General features: G+C 61.0%; 14 protein-coding genes. 7 read left to right on the top strand and 7 right to left on the bottom strand.

Going from position 1 to position 15391, the window contains the following annotated elements; genetic code table 11:
- Nucleotides 1–133 precede the first annotated feature (133 nt).
- The 5 genes from J2Y39_RS15065 to J2Y39_RS15045 are packed head-to-tail and all read left to right on the top strand — an operon-like array spanning nt 134 to nt 4728.
- On the top strand, nt 134–1162 hold the full coding sequence (locus tag J2Y39_RS15065) for a DUF5924 family protein (RefSeq protein ID WP_041476494.1): 1029 nt from the start codon (nt 134–136) through the stop codon (nt 1160–1162).
- 54 nt (nt 1163–1216) lie between these two features.
- Nucleotides 1217–2365, top strand: a complete 1149-nt coding sequence (locus J2Y39_RS15060) for an ABC transporter permease (protein WP_305381897.1) — start codon at nt 1217–1219, stop codon at nt 2363–2365.
- The gene (locus J2Y39_RS15055; protein ID WP_071173945.1) at nt 2362–3165 is read left to right on the top strand and encodes an ABC transporter ATP-binding protein; all 804 of its coding nucleotides are present in this window, start codon (nt 2362–2364) and stop codon (nt 3163–3165) included. Before J2Y39_RS15060 ends, J2Y39_RS15055 begins: the two co-directional genes overlap by 4 nt.
- A gap of 1 nt (nt 3166) precedes the next feature.
- On the top strand, nt 3167–4105 hold the full coding sequence (locus tag J2Y39_RS15050; RefSeq protein WP_310218512.1) for an MlaD family protein: 939 nt from the start codon (nt 3167–3169) through the stop codon (nt 4103–4105).
- A complete protein-coding gene (locus tag J2Y39_RS15045; RefSeq protein ID WP_310218509.1) occupies nt 4102–4728 on the top strand; it encodes an ABC-type transport auxiliary lipoprotein family protein in 627 nt (208 codons plus the stop codon). The genes J2Y39_RS15050 and J2Y39_RS15045 overlap by 4 nt, the downstream gene beginning before the upstream one ends.
- A gap of 115 nt (nt 4729–4843) precedes the next feature.
- Here J2Y39_RS15045 and J2Y39_RS15040 read toward each other — a convergent pair whose 3' ends face one another.
- The 5 genes from J2Y39_RS15040 to J2Y39_RS15020 form a co-directional block, all read right to left on the bottom strand.
- Nucleotides 4844–6073 carry a nucleoside recognition domain-containing protein gene (locus J2Y39_RS15040; protein ID WP_041476489.1) on the bottom strand — a complete coding sequence of 410 codons (1230 nt, stop codon included), beginning with the start codon at nt 6071–6073 and terminating at the stop codon, nt 4844–4846.
- Nucleotides 6074–6289: 216 nt separating this feature from the next.
- Nucleotides 6290–7621, bottom strand: coding sequence for a glutamate/aspartate:proton symporter GltP (gene gltP, locus J2Y39_RS15035; protein ID WP_024014978.1), 1332 nt, complete (start codon nt 7619–7621; stop codon nt 6290–6292).
- Nucleotides 7622–8334: 713 nt separating this feature from the next.
- Nucleotides 8335–8799, bottom strand: a complete 465-nt coding sequence (locus J2Y39_RS15030; RefSeq protein ID WP_016772356.1) for an inhibitor of vertebrate lysozyme family protein — start codon at nt 8797–8799, stop codon at nt 8335–8337.
- Between the two features lie 2 nt (nt 8800–8801).
- Nucleotides 8802–8966 carry a DUF1328 domain-containing protein gene (locus J2Y39_RS15025; protein ID WP_003177151.1) on the bottom strand — a complete coding sequence of 55 codons (165 nt, stop codon included), beginning with the start codon at nt 8964–8966 and terminating at the stop codon, nt 8802–8804.
- Nucleotides 8967–9040: 74 nt separating this feature from the next.
- Nucleotides 9041–9325, bottom strand: coding sequence for a hypothetical protein (locus tag J2Y39_RS15020; RefSeq protein WP_122692259.1), 285 nt, complete (start codon nt 9323–9325; stop codon nt 9041–9043).
- A 428-nt stretch (nt 9326–9753) separates the two neighbouring features.
- On the opposite strand from J2Y39_RS15020, the gene algB reads away from it, so the two are divergent.
- Together algB and J2Y39_RS15010 are read left to right on the top strand one after the other, a co-directional pair.
- Complete coding sequence (gene algB / locus J2Y39_RS15015) at nt 9754–11100, top strand: sigma-54-dependent response regulator transcription factor AlgB (protein ID WP_024014980.1); 1347 nt, start codon at nt 9754–9756, stop codon at nt 11098–11100.
- Between the two features lie 10 nt (nt 11101–11110).
- Nucleotides 11111–12901: an ATP-binding protein gene (locus J2Y39_RS15010; RefSeq protein WP_252868538.1), complete on the top strand. Its 1791-nt coding sequence runs from the start codon at nt 11111–11113 to the stop codon at nt 12899–12901.
- On the opposite strand, the gene J2Y39_RS15005 is transcribed toward J2Y39_RS15010, so the two are convergent.
- Together J2Y39_RS15005 and J2Y39_RS15000 are read right to left on the bottom strand one after the other, a co-directional pair.
- Nucleotides 12898–14511 (bottom strand): EAL domain-containing protein, encoded by a 1614-nt coding sequence (locus J2Y39_RS15005; protein ID WP_095182299.1) that lies wholly within the window; start codon nt 14509–14511, stop codon nt 12898–12900. The genes J2Y39_RS15010 and J2Y39_RS15005 overlap by 4 nt on opposite strands.
- Before the next feature lie 75 nt (nt 14512–14586).
- Nucleotides 14587–15369 (bottom strand): N-acetylmuramoyl-L-alanine amidase, encoded by a 783-nt coding sequence (locus J2Y39_RS15000; RefSeq protein WP_310218502.1) that lies wholly within the window; start codon nt 15367–15369, stop codon nt 14587–14589.
- Between the last annotated feature and the right edge of the window lie 22 nt (nt 15370–15391).

The raw sequence follows: 15391 nt of genomic DNA, 5'->3' as shown, positions 1-15391 counted from the left end.
GTATATCCAGACAGAATTCGCTCGCAGGATCTACGACGGCTGCGCCGCCGATCGGGGATAAATCCCCTCGCCACAGGGGTCATGCGGCGTTAACCTTTCCGGGATTTTCCCCATATCGTCGTGAACCGCCAAAATGCCAAAACTGACCCTCCTTATCCAGCGCCTTCTCGAGCTGATGAAGCGCTACCCCGGGTTGATCGCGGCGGGTGGGTTCATTTCCGGGGTCGGCAGTTTCATCCTCGTCGATCGCCAACAGGGTCTGGCGAGCTGGATCACGGTGATCATGCTGCTCAGCTGGATCTGGCTGATGCTGGAAAACACCCTGACCGGGCTGTTCACACGGATCTTCAAACGCGAAATTCCCCAGCCGCTGCTGCGTTACGCGACGCAGATGATCCATCAGGAAAGCCTGTTTTTCGTTTTGCCATTCTTCTTCATCACCACTACGTGGAACAGCGGCCAGTTTGTCTTCACGGGGCTGCTCAGCGTTGCCGCACTGATCTCCATCGTCGATCCGCTGTACTACAAATGGCTGGCGCCACGGCGCTGGGCGTTTCTCGCGCTGCACACCCTGACCCTGTTCGCCGCACTGCTCACTGCGTTGCCGGTGATCATGCACCTGACCACCGCGCAGAGTTTCAAATGGGCGCTGGGAATTGCCGTGCTGCTGTCGTTCCCGAGCCTGGCGTCAATCTTCCCGATCCGCACAGTGCGCAATGCCCTGGCGATTCTGTTCATTACCTTCGGCATCGGCGGCGTCGGTTGGGCGCTGCGTTCGTGGGTGCCGCCGGCAACGCTGTGGATGACCGACGTAGCGATCAGCACGCAATTGCAGGATCGCACCCCCGGCGCCAGCCTCGACACCGTCAGTGCCGAGCAGATCCGCAGCGGCGGGCTCTACGCCTACACTGCGATCAACGCGCCGCGCGGTCTCGACGAGCGGATTTATCACGTGTGGACCTTCAACGGCAAAGAGGTCGACCGCATCGCCCTCGACATCCATGGCGGGCGCAAGGAAGGCTACCGGGCGTGGACGCACAAACAGAATTTCCCCGGCAACCCGGCGGGCAAGTGGCAGGTGCGGGTGCTGACCGAGGATGGCCAGTTGATCGGCGTGCTGCGTTTCGCAATTACCGACAGCACACCGGCCAAAGAAAAGTAATCCGGTTCGTGCTATTACGTAGGATCTCGTAACGGCCGTACAAGCACGGAGCTTATGACCAGCAGCCCAACCCCCGGCAGTGCCCACCTGGACACCGCGCTCAGCCCTGCCCGTCTGCGGGTCAGCGGCGACTGGACGCTCGCCCACTACACCGCGCTCAAGCATCTGAGCGAAAAGCTCCGCGGCCAGTACGACGCCAACACTTCCATCGATCTGAACGGCCTCGGTGCCCTCGACACCGCCGGCGCCTCGTTGCTGGTCGAGCTGCTCGGTTCCGAGCGCTTGGGCAAAACCGCCGAACACCCCGATTGCACCCTTTCGACGGCTGATCGCGCCTTGCTGCAAACCGTGTATTGCTCGCTGAGCGATTTCTGCGTGCCGATCAAGGAGCCGGAAGTCAGCGTCAGCGTGCAACTGCTGACGCGCATCGGCCGCGCAGTGGATACGGTGTGGAAAGACACGATGCAGCTGCTCGGCTTCGTCGGCCTGATTCTCGAAGTCATCGCCCGTGGTCTGTTGCGGCCCAAGCGCTGGCGCATTACGCCGATGATCGCGCACATCGAGCAGACCGGCCTCGACGCTGCGCCGATCGTGGCCTTGCTGACGTTTCTGGTCGGTGCGGTGGTGGCGTTTCTTGGCGCCACGGTACTGGCCAGTTTCGGCGCGACGATTTTCACCGTGGACTTGGTCGGCTTCTCGTTCCTGCGCGAATTCGGCGTGTTGCTCACGGCGATCCTGATGGCCGGGCGCACCGCCAGTGCATTCACCGCGCAGATCGGCTCGATGAAGGCCAACGAAGAAATCGACGCGATCCGCACCCTTGGCCTTGACCCGATCGAATTGCTGGTGGTGCCGCGTGTGCTAGCGCTGCTGGTGGCGCTGCCGATGCTGACGTTTCTGGCGATGCTCTCGGGGATCGTCGGCGGCGGTGTGGTCTGTGCGGTGTCGCTGGACATTTCGCCGGCAATGTTCCTTTCGCTACTGCAATCGGACATCGGCATTCAGCATTTTCTGGTCGGGCTGGTGAAGGCGCCGATCTTCGCCTTCCTGATCGCGGCAATTGGTTGCCTGGAAGGTTTCAAGGTCAGCGGCAGCGCCGAATCGGTCGGCGCGCACACCACCTCCAGCGTGGTCCAGTCGATTTTCGTGGTGATCGTGCTTGATGCGGTGGCCGCGCTGTTTTTCATGGAGATGGGCTGGTGAGTCGTCTACCCCGCGCGCCCTCGGAGGCGGTGATCGAAGTCCGTGGCCTGTGCAATCGCTTCGGCCCGCAGAGCGTGCACGAGAACCTTGATCTGGACGTGTACAAGGGCGAGATCCTCGCCGTGGTTGGCGGCTCCGGTACCGGCAAATCGGTGCTGCTGCGCAGCATCGTCGGGCTGAATCGGCCCAGCGAGGGCATGGTCAAGGTCTTCGGCCAGAACCTGCCGAATCTGCCCGAGCATGAGCGCTCGCTGATCGAAAGGCGCTTTGGTGTGCTGTTCCAGAAGGGCGCGCTGTTCTCGTCGCTGACCGTGACCGAGAACGTCGCCCTGCCCCTGATCGAACACGCCGGCCTCAGCCGTCACGACGCCGAGCATCTGGCGGCGGTGAAACTGGCGCTGGCCGGGCTGCCGTTGTCGGCGGCGGACAAATACCCTGCGTCGCTGTCCGGCGGCATGATCAAGCGTGCGGCGCTGGCGCGGGCCTTGGCGCTGGATCCGGACATTCTGTTTCTCGACGAACCCACCGCCGGCCTTGATCCGATTGGCGCGGCGCAGTTCGATCAATTGATCCTGACCCTGCGCGATGCCTTGGGGCTGAGCGTGTTTCTGGTGACCCACGACCTCGACACGCTGTACACCATCACCGATCGCGTGGCGGTGCTGGCGCAGAAGAAAGTGCTGGTTGCCGGCCCTATCGACGTCGTCTCGGAAACCGCCGACGCGTGGATTCACGAATACTTCCACGGCCCGCGCGGCCGCTCGGCGCTGGACGCCGCCAAACTGCTCAACGAGGTCTGATATGGAAACCCGAGCCCATCATGTGTTGATCGGCCTGTTCACGGTGATCCTCGTGGCCGGCGCCCTGCTCTTCGGCCTGTTTCTGGTCAAATCCAGCGTCGACACCGAGTTCAAGGATTACGAAGTGGTGTTCAACGAGGCGGTCAGCGGTCTGTCCAAGGGCAGCTCGGTGCAGTACAGCGGCATCAAGGTCGGTGACGTGGTCAGCCTGCGCCTCGACCCGCAGGACCCGCGCCGGGTGCTGGCGCGGATTCGTCTGGCGGGCGACACGCCGGTCAAAGAAGACACCCAGGCCAAGCTGGCACTGACCGGTATTACTGGCACGTCGATCATCCAGCTCAGCGGCGGCACACCCGAGAGCCCGAAATTGCGCGGGCACGACGGCAAGCTGCCAACGCTGGTCGCCTCGCCCTCGCCTATCTCGCGTCTGCTCAACGACAGCAGCGACTTGATGACCGGCATCAGCGCCCTGCTGCAGAACGCCAACCACATGTTCTCCGCGGAAAACGTCGAGCGCGTGAGCAAGACCCTCGCCCATCTGGAACAGACCACCGGCACCATCAATGACCAGCGCGGCGACATCAAGCAAGCCATGCAGCAACTGGCGACCGTCGGCAAACAGGCTGGCAGCATGCTCGAGCAGACCTCGCTGCTGATGCGCAACGCCAACGGCCTGCTCAACGATCAGGGCAAACAGGCCCTTGGCAGCGCCGAGCAGGCGATGAAGTCGCTGGAGCAAAGCAGCGTGACCATCAACGGCTTGCTCAGCAAAAACCAGAATTCGCTGGATAACGGCATGCAGGGCCTCAACGGCCTGGCCCCGGCGATTCGCGAACTGCGCGAGACGCTGACCTCGCTGCGCGCCATTTCCCAACGCCTTGAGGCCAACCCCAGCGGCTACCTGCTGGGCAGCGACAAGAACAAGGAATTCACCCCATGAAGCTGACTCGAATCGCCCTGCTCGGCGCTGGCCTGACCCTGATCGGCGCGTGCTCGATCTTGCCCAAGTCGGAACCTTCGGATGTCTACCGCCTGCCCGCCGCGCAAGCGCCCGCCTCGGCCAGCCCGGCGGCGGCGCAGTCGTGGTCGCTGCGCTTGAATAAATTGCAGGCCAGCGAAGCACTGAACCGGCCGAGCATTGCCGTTATCCCGCAGGGCGATGTGATCAGCAGCTACAAAGGCTCGCGCTGGAGTGATCCGGCGCCGGTGCTGCTGCGCAATCGCCTGCTCGATGGATTCCAGCGTGACGGCAGAGTGACGTTGCTGAGCACCGACGACAGCAACTTCCAGGCGGATCTGGAACTGGGCGGCAGTTTGCAGGCGTTTCAGACCGAATATCAGGGCACCCAGGCCGGCGTTGTGGTGCGGGTTGATGCGTTGCTGGTGCGTGGTTACGACCAGCGCATCCTCGCCAGCCGCCGTTTTGAAGAGCGCCAGTCGTTGAATGATGTGCAGGTGCCAGCGGTGGTCGCCGGGTTTGGCCAGGCCAGTGATCGCCTTACGGCCAAGGTTGTGGCCTGGGCCGTGGAGCAAGGCCAGAAACTGGCCCCCCAAAGGCCTTAAGCCCAACACAATCCCTGTGGGAGCGGGCTTGCCCGCGATGGCGGTGTGTCAGCTACCAGATATTTCGGATGTGCTTCCCTCATCGCTGGCAAGCCAGCTCCCACAGGGTTCTTTATCAACCAAAGAACCAGTAGCAGACCCCGATAGCGCCCACCACACCAGCAAACTCCGCCAGCAACGCACACCCCACCGCATGCCGTGCGCGCTGAATCCCTACCGCGCCGAAGTACACCGCCAGCACATAGAACGTGGTTTCGGTACTGCCCTGCACCGTCGCCGCGACCAGCGCCGGGAAGCTGTCGACGCCGGAAGTCTGCATGGTCTCGATGAGCATCGCCCGCGCGGCGCTGCCGGAGAACGGTTTGACCATCGCCGTCGGCAGCGCATCGACGAAGCGCGTGTCCCAGCCGGCCCACTCGACCAGATGACGAATACCGTCCAGGCCGAAATCCAGCGCACCAGAGGCGCGCAACACGCCAACCGCACAGAGCATCGCCACCAGATACGGCAAGAGGTTCTTCGCCACATCGAAGCCCTCTTTCGCGCCTTCGACGAACGCCTCGTACACCTTGACCTTGCGCAGCGCGCCGATCAGCAAGAACAGCATGATCAAGCCGAACAGCGTGAGATTGCCGAGGATCGACGACAATCCCGCCAGTGCTGTCGCAGAAAGCGTACCAAGCAGGGCCATGAAGCCGCCGAGGATCAGCGCGCCGGGCACCAGATAGGCGAGCACCACCGGGTCCCAGATGCGCAGGCGTTGCATGAAGGCAACGGAGAGGAAGCCGACGATGGTCGAGCAACTGGTCGCCAGCAGAATCGGCAGGAACACCAGCGTCGGATCCGGCGCGCCTTGCTGGGCGCGGTACATGAAGATGGTCACGGGCAGCAGGGTCAGCGACGAGGCGTTGAGCACCAGAAACAGGATCTGCGCGTTGCTGGCGATGGTGGCGCTGGGGTTCAGCTCCTGCAGCGCTTTCATGGCCTTGAGGCCGATCGGCGTGGCGGCGTTGTCCAGGCCCAGACCGTTGGCGGCGAAGTTCAGCGTGATCAGGCCAAGGGCAGGGTGGCCGGCCGGGACTTCCGGCATCAGCCGCAGAAACAGCGGACCGAGCACCTTGGCCAGCCACTCGACGATCCCGGCCTTTTCGGCGATGCGCAGAAAGCCCAGCCACAGGGTGAGGGTGCCGAACAGCAGCACCATGACTTCGACCGACAGCTTGGCCATGGCGAAAATGCTTTCCACCATCGCCGCAAAGATCCCGGCGTTGCCGCCGATCAGCCACTGCGCCAGCGCCGACACGGCTGCCACGATGAAGAAGCCAAGCCACAGGCCATTAAGCATCAGTCAAATCCCCCGAAGAATGCGGCGAATGATAGCGGGGTCACCAGAAACGACAAACCCCGGATTGCTCCGGGGTTCGTATGGATCTGCCGCCCCCCGATTTACTGGGTGGCCTCAATCTACTGTAGGAGCTGCCGAAGGCTGCGATCTTTTGATTTTGTTTTTTAAAAGCAAGATCAAAAGATCGCAGCCTGCGGCAGCTCCTACAGGGGGGTGTCAGTTCTTGGAGATTTCGCCAGCCGGCAGTTTTTCCTTGCTGCGCCAGTGCGGCAGGGAGTTCCAGTAACGCTCGCCCTTGGCGTCGTCGTACATGCCTTCCCAGCGCGCGATAACCAGCACCGCCAAGGCATTACCGATCACGTTCAGTGCGGTACGCGCCATGTCCATGATGCGGTCGACACCAGCGATGAACGCCAGGCCTTCAAGCGGGATGCCGACGCTGCCCAGAGTCGCCAGCAGCACCACGAAAGACACGCCCGGTACACCGGCGATGCCTTTGGAGGTGACCATCAGGGTCAGCACCAGCAGCAGTTGCTGGCTGATCGACAGGTCGATGCCATACAGCTGGGCAATGAAGATCGCCGCGATCGACTGGTACAGGGTCGAGCCGTCGAGGTTGAACGAGTAACCGGTCGGTACCACGAAGCTGCAGATGGCTTTCGGCGCGCCGTAGGCTTCCATTTTCTCGATGACACGTGGCAGCACGGTTTCCGAGGAGGCGGTGGAGTAGGCCAGTACCAGCTCATCCTTGAAGATGCGCATCAGCTTGAGCACCGAGAAGCCGAACAGCTTGGCGATCAGGCCCAGCACGACGAAGGCGAAGAAGGCGATGGCGACGTAAACCAGGATCACCAGTTTCGCCAGCGGCAGCAGCGAGGCGAAGCCGAAGTTGGCCACGGTCACCGCGATCAGTGCGAACACGCCGATCGGGGCGTAGTTCATGATCATGTGGGTGACCTTGAACATGCTTTCCGAAACGCCCTGGAACATCTTCACCAGCGGCTCGCGCAGGTCCGACTGCAGGCTCGACAGGCCGAGACCGAACAGCACGGAGAAGAAGATGATCGGCAGCATTTCGCCGCGAGCCATGGCCGCGAAGATGTTCGACGGGATCAGGTTGAGGATGGTTTCGATGAACGCATGTTCATGCTGCACTTCGGCGGCGGTAGCCTGGTACTTGGAGATGTCCACCGTGCCCAGGGTGCTCATGTCGATGCCGGTGCCCGGATGGAACACGTTGGCCAGCACCAGGCCGACGACGATGGCGATGGTGGTGACGATCTCGAAATAGATGATCGTCTTCAGGCCGATACGCCCGAGTTTCTTGGCGTCGCCGACGCCAGCGATGCCGACGATCAGCGAGGAAATGACGATCGGGATCACGATCATCTTGATCAGACGGATAAAGATATCGCCTGCCGGTTGCAGGACGTTGCTGATCCACCAGGCCTTTTCAGCACTGAAGTGGTTGAGCAACGCACCAATTGCAATCCCCAGAATCAGACCGATGAGGATCTGCCAGGCGAGGCTGATTTTTGCCTTCTTCATTATCTTTACCCTTACTTGCGTTTGACTCAGGCACATGCAGGAACTGGAACGCTCATCAGCGGAAAAGTCTGTGCATCTGCCTCCGTATAAGGTGCCCCGAAGCGCGTGTTTACGGCTCTTCGGCAGGCGAAAAAAGGCGCAACTATTCCGATGCAAGGTGGCGCCGTCTAATGCCGTAAACGCCTACCCTATGCCTAATCGGCATGAGCTTTTTCATTTGAAACTGGCGTCCCAAGCGGTTCGATTGTGACATTTGTGCCAGCATAAGTGCCGTGAACCGGCCGTTACAGCGTAGGCTGGTTAAATTTTGCACAGGCAAAACCGGCGGAAATTTCCGGAAAAAGTCTGAATCGCAAGACTAGAAGTCACACGGAACGAGCGCGATCTTTGTCGATATACGGTCGCCAGGAAACACCGCGAAATGTTTTCCTCGCAGTGTCGACGATTGAAAAAAGGAATTTGGCGTGCTGGATCAATGTTTTAGCGGATTCAAAGCCCAGCGCAGATTCGTCAGACCACCGGGTCGACGAACCTGCGGCGCAGCTTTTACCCTGACCCGGCCCTTGCGCAGGTACTCCCTGTACCCGTAGGTCACTCCGACCCTGTATCAGTCAGAACATCCCGGCCCCCTGGTCATGCACCGACCCTCATCGGGCGGTGCAATGGAAAGCAGCGGGGCGCTGCATTCGTGTTCGAAACCTTTGCGTCCTGCGTCAGTACCACTTCGGATCTTTCTTCAGGGTTTCCATCAGCAGATCCTGCATGCCCTGATCAGGTTTGCCGAAGAAGCGATAAGTCGCGTGTCGCGTCGGCGACTTGTCCTGCGGCAGACCTTCCGGCACATCGACCAGCATGGCGTAGGCGTCATCCTTGTCGAAGCTGAAGGCCACGATTAAACGGTGATTCAGGCACTTGTCCTGACTCTCGCAGAGCGGGCCGACCAGATACTGATCGCCATCTTCCGTAACGGCATGCATCTGTTGTTCGGAGGTGCCGGACAGGTTGATCACCCATTCCGGTACGCGCTCTTCCTTTTTGATCACGCCTTCCCAGGTTTCACGGTACTGCGCGTCGGAGGCGAGCAGTTCGTTGACCCGGGTCTGGCCGTCATTGGCCGCCATGGCCATGGCACTGCCGCCCAGAAGCAGGGCGGCGGCCAATGTCTTGAGACCGATCATCGTTAACCTCGGCCGCGACGGCCAAAGAAGAAGGAAGCGATGAACATCACCAGGAACACGACAAAGAGAATCTTGGCGATACCCGTGGCGGTGCCCGCGATACCACCGAAGCCCAGAACGGCGGCGATGATGGCAATGATCAAGAATGTAATTGCCCAGCTCAACATGGTGATTCTCCTTACTTCTCTATTTAGGGGTGTTTCCGGTTTCCGACGCTACGCGCCTGAATGTGTTCAAAGGCTTAGAAAACCCAGCGCTCTTCCCGTGGCAATTGATCCAGCGGTTGCGCCTGGTCGACATCGATCATGTGCATCGAAGCTTTCTCGGCCTGGCTGCTGCTCACGGCACTGAAGTGCGTTTGAGTGCTGTGCTGCATCGAAATCAGTGGCTCGGGTTTGCGGCTGTTTTCCCAGCTCATGTACTGCTGGCAAACGATCAGGGTGATCAGCAACGCCAGTACACCGAACAGACCTTGCTGGATCTGCAGTGGCGAAATACGTACTTGGGCGGCGATTGGGCGAGTCATCCTGTGTTCCTCACGCTTGTTCGGTTGGGGCAGTGCTGTTCTGCCCGGGCTGAGTGAGGTATTGCAGCCTGCATGCCAGTTTTTTAATCTGTGAAAAAACCAATGAAAACAATGAGTTATACGTGGTTGAGAAATTTCCTAAGACGCATCCTGCACGATGGCTCTTCTGCGGTCGTGCGCAATGCACGATTATTTCGTGGGAAATTTCGATGATATGGAATTGCTACCGGTACGCAGATGTCAGAAGAGGACGCAGGATCTGCCCTGCAAAACGCAGAATGTTTTAAAACCCAACGAAATCAATGAATTGGCCGTTATGGCAGTAGAGAGCTACCCTCCTATGGCTGGTATCGTTCAGAATCAACCATGCAACTTGCCCGATTTTTCCGGGACTAACCCAAGACTAATCACTATGGAGCGTAGGAAAAATGGAATCTGCCACTGAGCAACAAGGCCGCATTCTGCTGGTGGACGATGAATCCGCCATCCTGCGTACGTTTCGTTATTGCCTCGAAGACGAAGGCTATACGGTAGCCACCGCCAATAGCGCGGCCCAAGCCGATGCTTTGCTGCAACGTCAGGTCTTCGATCTGTGCTTCCTTGATTTGCGCCTGGGCGAGGACAACGGTCTCGACGTCCTCGCGCAGATGCGCATTCAGGCGCCGTGGATGCGCGTAGTGATCGTCACCGCCCACTCGGCGGTCGACACCGCGGTTGATGCCATCCAGGCTGGCGCCGCCGATTATCTGGTCAAGCCGTGCAGCCCTGATCAACTGCGCCTGGCCACCGCCAAGCAACTGGAAGTGCGCCAGCTCTCCGCGCGGCTCGAAGCGCTGGAAGGCGAGATCCGCAAACCGAAAGACGGTCTCGATTCCCACAGCCCGGCGATGAAAGTCGTGCTGGAAACCGCACGGCAGGTCGCAAGCACCGACGCCAACATTCTTATCCTTGGCGAGTCCGGTACGGGTAAAGGTGAACTGGCCCGTGCGATCCACGGCTGGAGCAAGCGCGAGAAGAAGTCCTGCGTCACCATCAACTGCCCGTCGCTGACTGCCGAGTTGATGGAAAGCGAGCTGTTCGGCCATAGTCGTGGCGCGTTTACCGGTGCCAGTGAAAGCACCTTGGGGCGTGTTAATCAGGCTGATGGCGGCACGCTGTTTCTCGACGAGATCGGCGACTTTCCTCTGACGTTGCAACCAAAATTGCTGCGCTTCATCCAGGACAAGGAATACGAGCGGGTAGGCGATCCGGTCACTCGCCGCGCCGATGTGCGCATCCTCGCCGCCACCAACCTCAACCTCGAAGACATGGTCCGTGACGGCCGCTTCCGCGAAGACCTGCTCTATCGTCTCAACGTCATCACCCTGCATCTGCCGCCATTGCGCGAGCGCGCCGAAGACATCCTGACCCTCGCCGATCGCTTCCTCGCACGCTTCGTCAAAGAGTACGCACGCCCAGCGCGCGGCTTTAGCGATGAGGCGCGCGAAGCGCTGCTCGGTTATCGCTGGCCGGGCAACATTCGCGAACTGCGCAACGTGGTCGAGCGAGCAAGCATCATCTGCCCGCAGGAACGCGTGGAAATCAGCCATCTGGGCATGGCCGAACAACCGGCCAACAACGCGCCACGGGTCGGCGCGGCACTGAGCCTGGACGAGCTGGAGAAAGCGCACATCGGCGCGGTTCTGGCCACCGCCGGCACTCTGGATCAAGCGGCGAAAACCCTCGGCATCGACGCCTCGACCCTGTATCGCAAACGCAAGCAGTACAACCTGTGAGCACTGCGCGATGAAACTGGCGATCAAGCTGCGCACGCGCCTGTTCCTGAGCATTTCTGCGTTGATCACCGTGGCCTTGCTCGGGCTCTTGCTCGGGCTGGTCAGCGTGATGCAGATGGCCGGGTCGCAGGAAGCGCTGGTGCGCAGCAACTTTGTCACTCTGGATCTGGGCCTCAAGCTGCGCCAGACCCTCGGTGATCAATTGATCATCATGCTCGCCGAGAAGCCCGACCCCGTCGCGTTCGAAGCGTCCAAGCAGCACTACTTCGAGTTGCTCGACCAAGGCATCGCCCAGCAGCAGGAGGGCGATGGCCAGCCTTACGGTTTCCGCCAGGCCAAGGCCGATTACCTGAACTTCCTCGCCTCATTCGACGTGACTGCCGAAGCGGCAAAGAACGCCAGCACCAGCACGGATTTCCGCGAGCGCTTCAATATTCTGCGTAATGGGTTGATTGCTGAGCACAAGCACGCGCTGGACAGTATCAATGAGGTGCAGCACGCCGCTCGCGAACGTGCCCTGCTGATAGCCGGGCTGCTTGGCCTGGTCGGGCTGGCGGTGCTGATCATCGGTTTTGTCACGGCGCAGGGCATTGCTCGGCGCTTCGGCGCACCGATCGAAGCGCTGGCCAAGGCTGCCGACAACATCGGCCAGGGCAACTATGACGTGACTCTGCCGATTTCCACGGCCATGGAAGTCAACCTGCTGTCGCGGCGCTTCGGCCTGATGGCCGAGGCGTTGCGCGAACACCAGGCGATGAATGTCGACGAACTGTTGGCCGGTCAGCAGCGCTTGCAAGCGGTGCTCGACAGCATCGACGACGGTTTATTGATGATTGATCGCCAGGGCCAGCTCGAGCACCTCAACCCTGTTGCTCAGCGCCAGTTGGGCTGGGAAGACGATCGACTGGGCCAAGGCTTGGGCACCGCGCTCGGCCGCCCGGAACTGGATGCGCAACTGCAATTGGTCCTGCGCGGCGGCACGCTGGAGCGGGCGCCGGAAGATCTGAGCATCGAAGTCGATGGCGAATCGCGCCTGCTGACTTACAGCCTGACGCCGGTCAGTCATACCCAAGGGCATATTCTCGGTGCGGTGATGGTGCTGCACGACGTCACCGAGCAACGCGCGTTCGAGCGCGTGCGCAGTGAGTTTGTCTTGCGCGCTTCCCATGAACTGCGCACGCCGGTCACCGGCATGCACATGGCCTTCGGACTGTTTCGCGAGAGGGCGAAATTCCCGGCTGAATCGCGCGAAGCTGACCTGCTGGATACGGTCAACGAAGAAATGCAGCGGCTGATGCAATTGATCAACGACTTGCTGAATTTCTCGCGCTACCAGAACGGTCTACAGAAACTCACCCTGGCGCCATGTTCCATTGAGGACCTGCTGGAGCAGGCGCAACTGCGCTTTGCCGACGTGGCTGCGGCCAAAGGTGTTGCGCTGAACGTCGAGATTCAAGGCCCGCTGCCGAGGTTGCAGGCTGATCAGGCGCAACTCGATCGGGTCCTCGACAATTTGATCGACAACGCCCTGCGCCATACCGCCCGCGACGGCCAGATCCGTCTGCAGGCGCGCCGCCATGGCGAGCGGGTCATCATCAGCGTCGAAGACAATGGCGAAGGCATTGCCTACGGCCAGCAGGGGCGGATTTTCGAGCCGTTCGTGCAGGTCGGGCGCAAGAAGGGCGGTGCCGGCCTTGGCCTGGCGCTGTGCAAGGAAATCGTCCAGCTGCACGGCGGGCGCATGGGCGTCTACTCGCGGCCTGGGCAGGGCACCCAGTTCTACATGGCGCTGGCGGTTTAAGCCTCGTCGTCCATACGCCGCCCGGCCAGGCGTCGACCTCGGGTGATCAGTTCGATGAATTGCACGGCGCTCAAGGCGTGGGCGAACAGCCAGCCCTGACCGAACTTGACCCCCTCACTGCTGAGCAGCGCTGCCTGGGATTCCAGCTCGATGCCTTCGGCAATCACTTTCAGATCCAGCGCCTGCGCCATGTGAATGATGTGCGGAGCGACGCCGCTGCTCGCCGCGTCATGGCCCAGCGCATCGATGAACGCCTTGTCGATCTTCAGGCAGTCCACCGGCAAGGTCTGCAGATAGGCAAGGCTGCAATAGCCGGTGCCGAAATCATCGATCAGCACCTGATGGCCAACGTCGCGCAAGGCTTGCAGGTTTTCCCGCGCCACCACTACATCGATCAGACCGCGTTCGGTCACTTCGAAGGCTATCTGCCGCGCGGCGACACGGTGCAGCGCCAGCAGCCGCGCCATGACCTGGCCGATGCGCGGCACCATGACATCGCAGGCCGCGAGGTTCACCGAGATATATAGCTGCGGATTGGCGCGCAGTAACTGGCCCAGTTGTTCGAGCAGACGCTGCAACACGAAGTCGGTCATCTGCCGGATCTGCCCGGTGTTCTCCGCCATGGGAATGAACAGGTCGGGGCTGGTCAGGGTGCCGTCCGGGCGCCGCCAGCGCAGCAGCGCTTCGGCGCCGACGCAGTGGCGGCTGTCGAGGTCGAAGATCGGCTGATACAGCACCTGCAACTCACCCCGGCGGATCGCCCCGTGCAGCTCGGCATCCAGTGACTGGCGCTGACGCACCAGCAGCAAGGTCAGAAAGCCGACAACGGCGCCGGCGATCAGGCACACCGGCAACAGCCACCACCACACAGCCGGGACGTGCATGCCCGTGCGCGGCGTGATCAGCACCAATTGATATTCCGGGTTGTCGGTGGGCATGCGATAGATCAGCCGCGTTTGCGTGACTTGCAGCGCATCACGGCTCTTCGGTGGCCAGGGTTCGGTCGGTGGCCAGGTCTGTGCGGTGCCGAGCACCGGAATCGCGCGAGTGCCGTGATCGAGTACCACCAGCAGGCTGCTGCCGGGCGACAGATCGACCATGTCGGTCAAATGTCCGCGCGAGGTAGCGACACGGAAGTTACCGCGCCCGAGCATCAGTGCCGCGCGGTTTTCATCGGGTTCGGTGGTGGTATTCAGCCAATAGCTGTAGGTCGGGCCCTGAATGTCCGGCGCGCGCACCAACGACAGACCTTCCTGGCGCGGACGGTTGGAGCAGAATCGCGAAGCGTCCATATATGCCGCTTCATAGACGAAGCGGTAGTTGAAGGTGACTTGCTGCAGGGTCGCGATCATTTCTTCGTCGCAGCCACGCAAGGGCTGGGCTTCAAGATCGTCGAGACTTTCGCGCAACTGGCCGAACAATTGTTCGAGGCGAGCGAGGAAACGCTCGCCCTGGGCGTTCATTTCCTGGCTCTCGCGCATTTCCATCTGGCGTATCGCCGCGAACATACCGCCGGCGATCAACAGACTGGCGCTGAGGACAGCCGCGATCATCGCCAAAAAAGCAGGGCGATAAAACCAGCTACGCAGCGTCTCTCGGGTCGCAGCCATCAAGGATTTTCCGAAGAATTACCATGAGTTATAGCTGCTGATTGCGATTTCGCCCTGACCGTCGGGCGGGCGTCATTATTTTGTCTGATTGAGGACCAGAAGAAGTGCCGCGGTTTGCGCATCCGGCGTCCCGTCGAAGCGAGCAGGGCGGTAATGCATCTGGAACGCGGCGAGGACGTGGCGCGTGGCGACGTCCAGCTCGCCGGTCTGCGGCGTGTCGTAACCCAGGCGCGCAAGTTGCGCCTGGAACCAGCCTGGTTCCGGCAGCGGACTGCTGTTGAACACGGCTTGCTGACGCGCTACCGCTTGCTCGTTCGGCCACAGACCCAACCCTTCATCAGCGAGACGTTTCCACGGAAACAATGGCCCCGGATCAAGCTTGCGCAGCGGCGCGATGTCGCTGTGACCGATGATGTGCCGCGCGCTGATGCCGTTGCGCTTGCTGATGTCCTTGAGCAGGGTGATCAACGATTCGATCTGCGCTTCGCTGTACGGATACCACAGGCGCCCGGTCGGGGTGTCCTTGTAGCCGGGATTGACGATTTCGATGCCGATGGAACTGGAGTTCAGCCAGGTACGGCCCTGCCACTGACTTTCGCCGGCGTGCCAGGCGCGCTGGTTTTCATCCATCAGCTTGTAGATTGTGGCGTTGTTGTCATCGCCGATCAGGTAATGGCTGCTGACGTCGCCATGGGTCAGCAATTGCAGCGAACGCTCCAGCGACGCCGAGGTGTAATGCACCACAACGAACTGGATGCGGCTGTCGTAATTGGCCGAAGGGTGGCTGGTGTCATAGCGCGGACCGCTGGCGCAACCAGCGAGGACGAGCAGCGAGGCAACAAGGGCAAGGAATTTCATGGCAGGGGACGATACGCTGAAA

The organism is Pseudomonas sp. 2957 (genome assembly GCF_031456345.1).
Lineage (GTDB): Bacteria > Pseudomonadota > Gammaproteobacteria > Pseudomonadales > Pseudomonadaceae > Aquipseudomonas > Aquipseudomonas siliginis.
This window is presented reverse-complemented; position numbering and strand designations above follow the sequence as displayed.

Bases quoted from the DNA above. Each gene is read 5' to 3' on its own strand.
- J2Y39_RS15065 (WP_041476494.1), top strand. From the start codon at position 134: ATGCCAAAACTGACCCTCCTTATCCAGCGCCTTCTCGAGCTGATGAAG.
- J2Y39_RS15010 (WP_252868538.1), top strand. From the start codon at position 11,111: ATGAAACTGGCGATCAAGCTGCGCACGCGCCTGTTCCTGAGCATTTCT.
- J2Y39_RS15005 (WP_095182299.1), bottom strand. From the start codon at position 14,511: ATGGCTGCGACCCGAGAGACGCTGCGTAGCTGGTTTTATCGCCCTGCT.
- J2Y39_RS15020 (WP_122692259.1), bottom strand. From the start codon at position 9,325: ATGACTCGCCCAATCGCCGCCCAAGTACGTATTTCGCCACTGCAGATC.
- gltP (WP_024014978.1), bottom strand. From the start codon at position 7,621: ATGAAGAAGGCAAAAATCAGCCTCGCCTGGCAGATCCTCATCGGTCTG.
- J2Y39_RS15000 (WP_310218502.1), bottom strand. From the start codon at position 15,369: ATGAAATTCCTTGCCCTTGTTGCCTCGCTGCTCGTCCTCGCTGGTTGC.
- J2Y39_RS15025 (WP_003177151.1), bottom strand. From the start codon at position 8,966: ATGTTGAGCTGGGCAATTACATTCTTGATCATTGCCATCATCGCCGCC.
- J2Y39_RS15040 (WP_041476489.1), bottom strand. From the start codon at position 6,073: ATGCTTAATGGCCTGTGGCTTGGCTTCTTCATCGTGGCAGCCGTGTCG.
- J2Y39_RS15045 (WP_310218509.1), top strand. From the start codon at position 4,102: ATGAAGCTGACTCGAATCGCCCTGCTCGGCGCTGGCCTGACCCTGATC.
- algB (WP_024014980.1), top strand. From the start codon at position 9,754: ATGGAATCTGCCACTGAGCAACAAGGCCGCATTCTGCTGGTGGACGAT.
- J2Y39_RS15060 (WP_305381897.1), top strand. From the start codon at position 1,217: ATGACCAGCAGCCCAACCCCCGGCAGTGCCCACCTGGACACCGCGCTC.
- J2Y39_RS15030 (WP_016772356.1), bottom strand. From the start codon at position 8,799: ATGATCGGTCTCAAGACATTGGCCGCCGCCCTGCTTCTGGGCGGCAGT.
- J2Y39_RS15050 (WP_310218512.1), top strand. From the start codon at position 3,167: ATGGAAACCCGAGCCCATCATGTGTTGATCGGCCTGTTCACGGTGATC.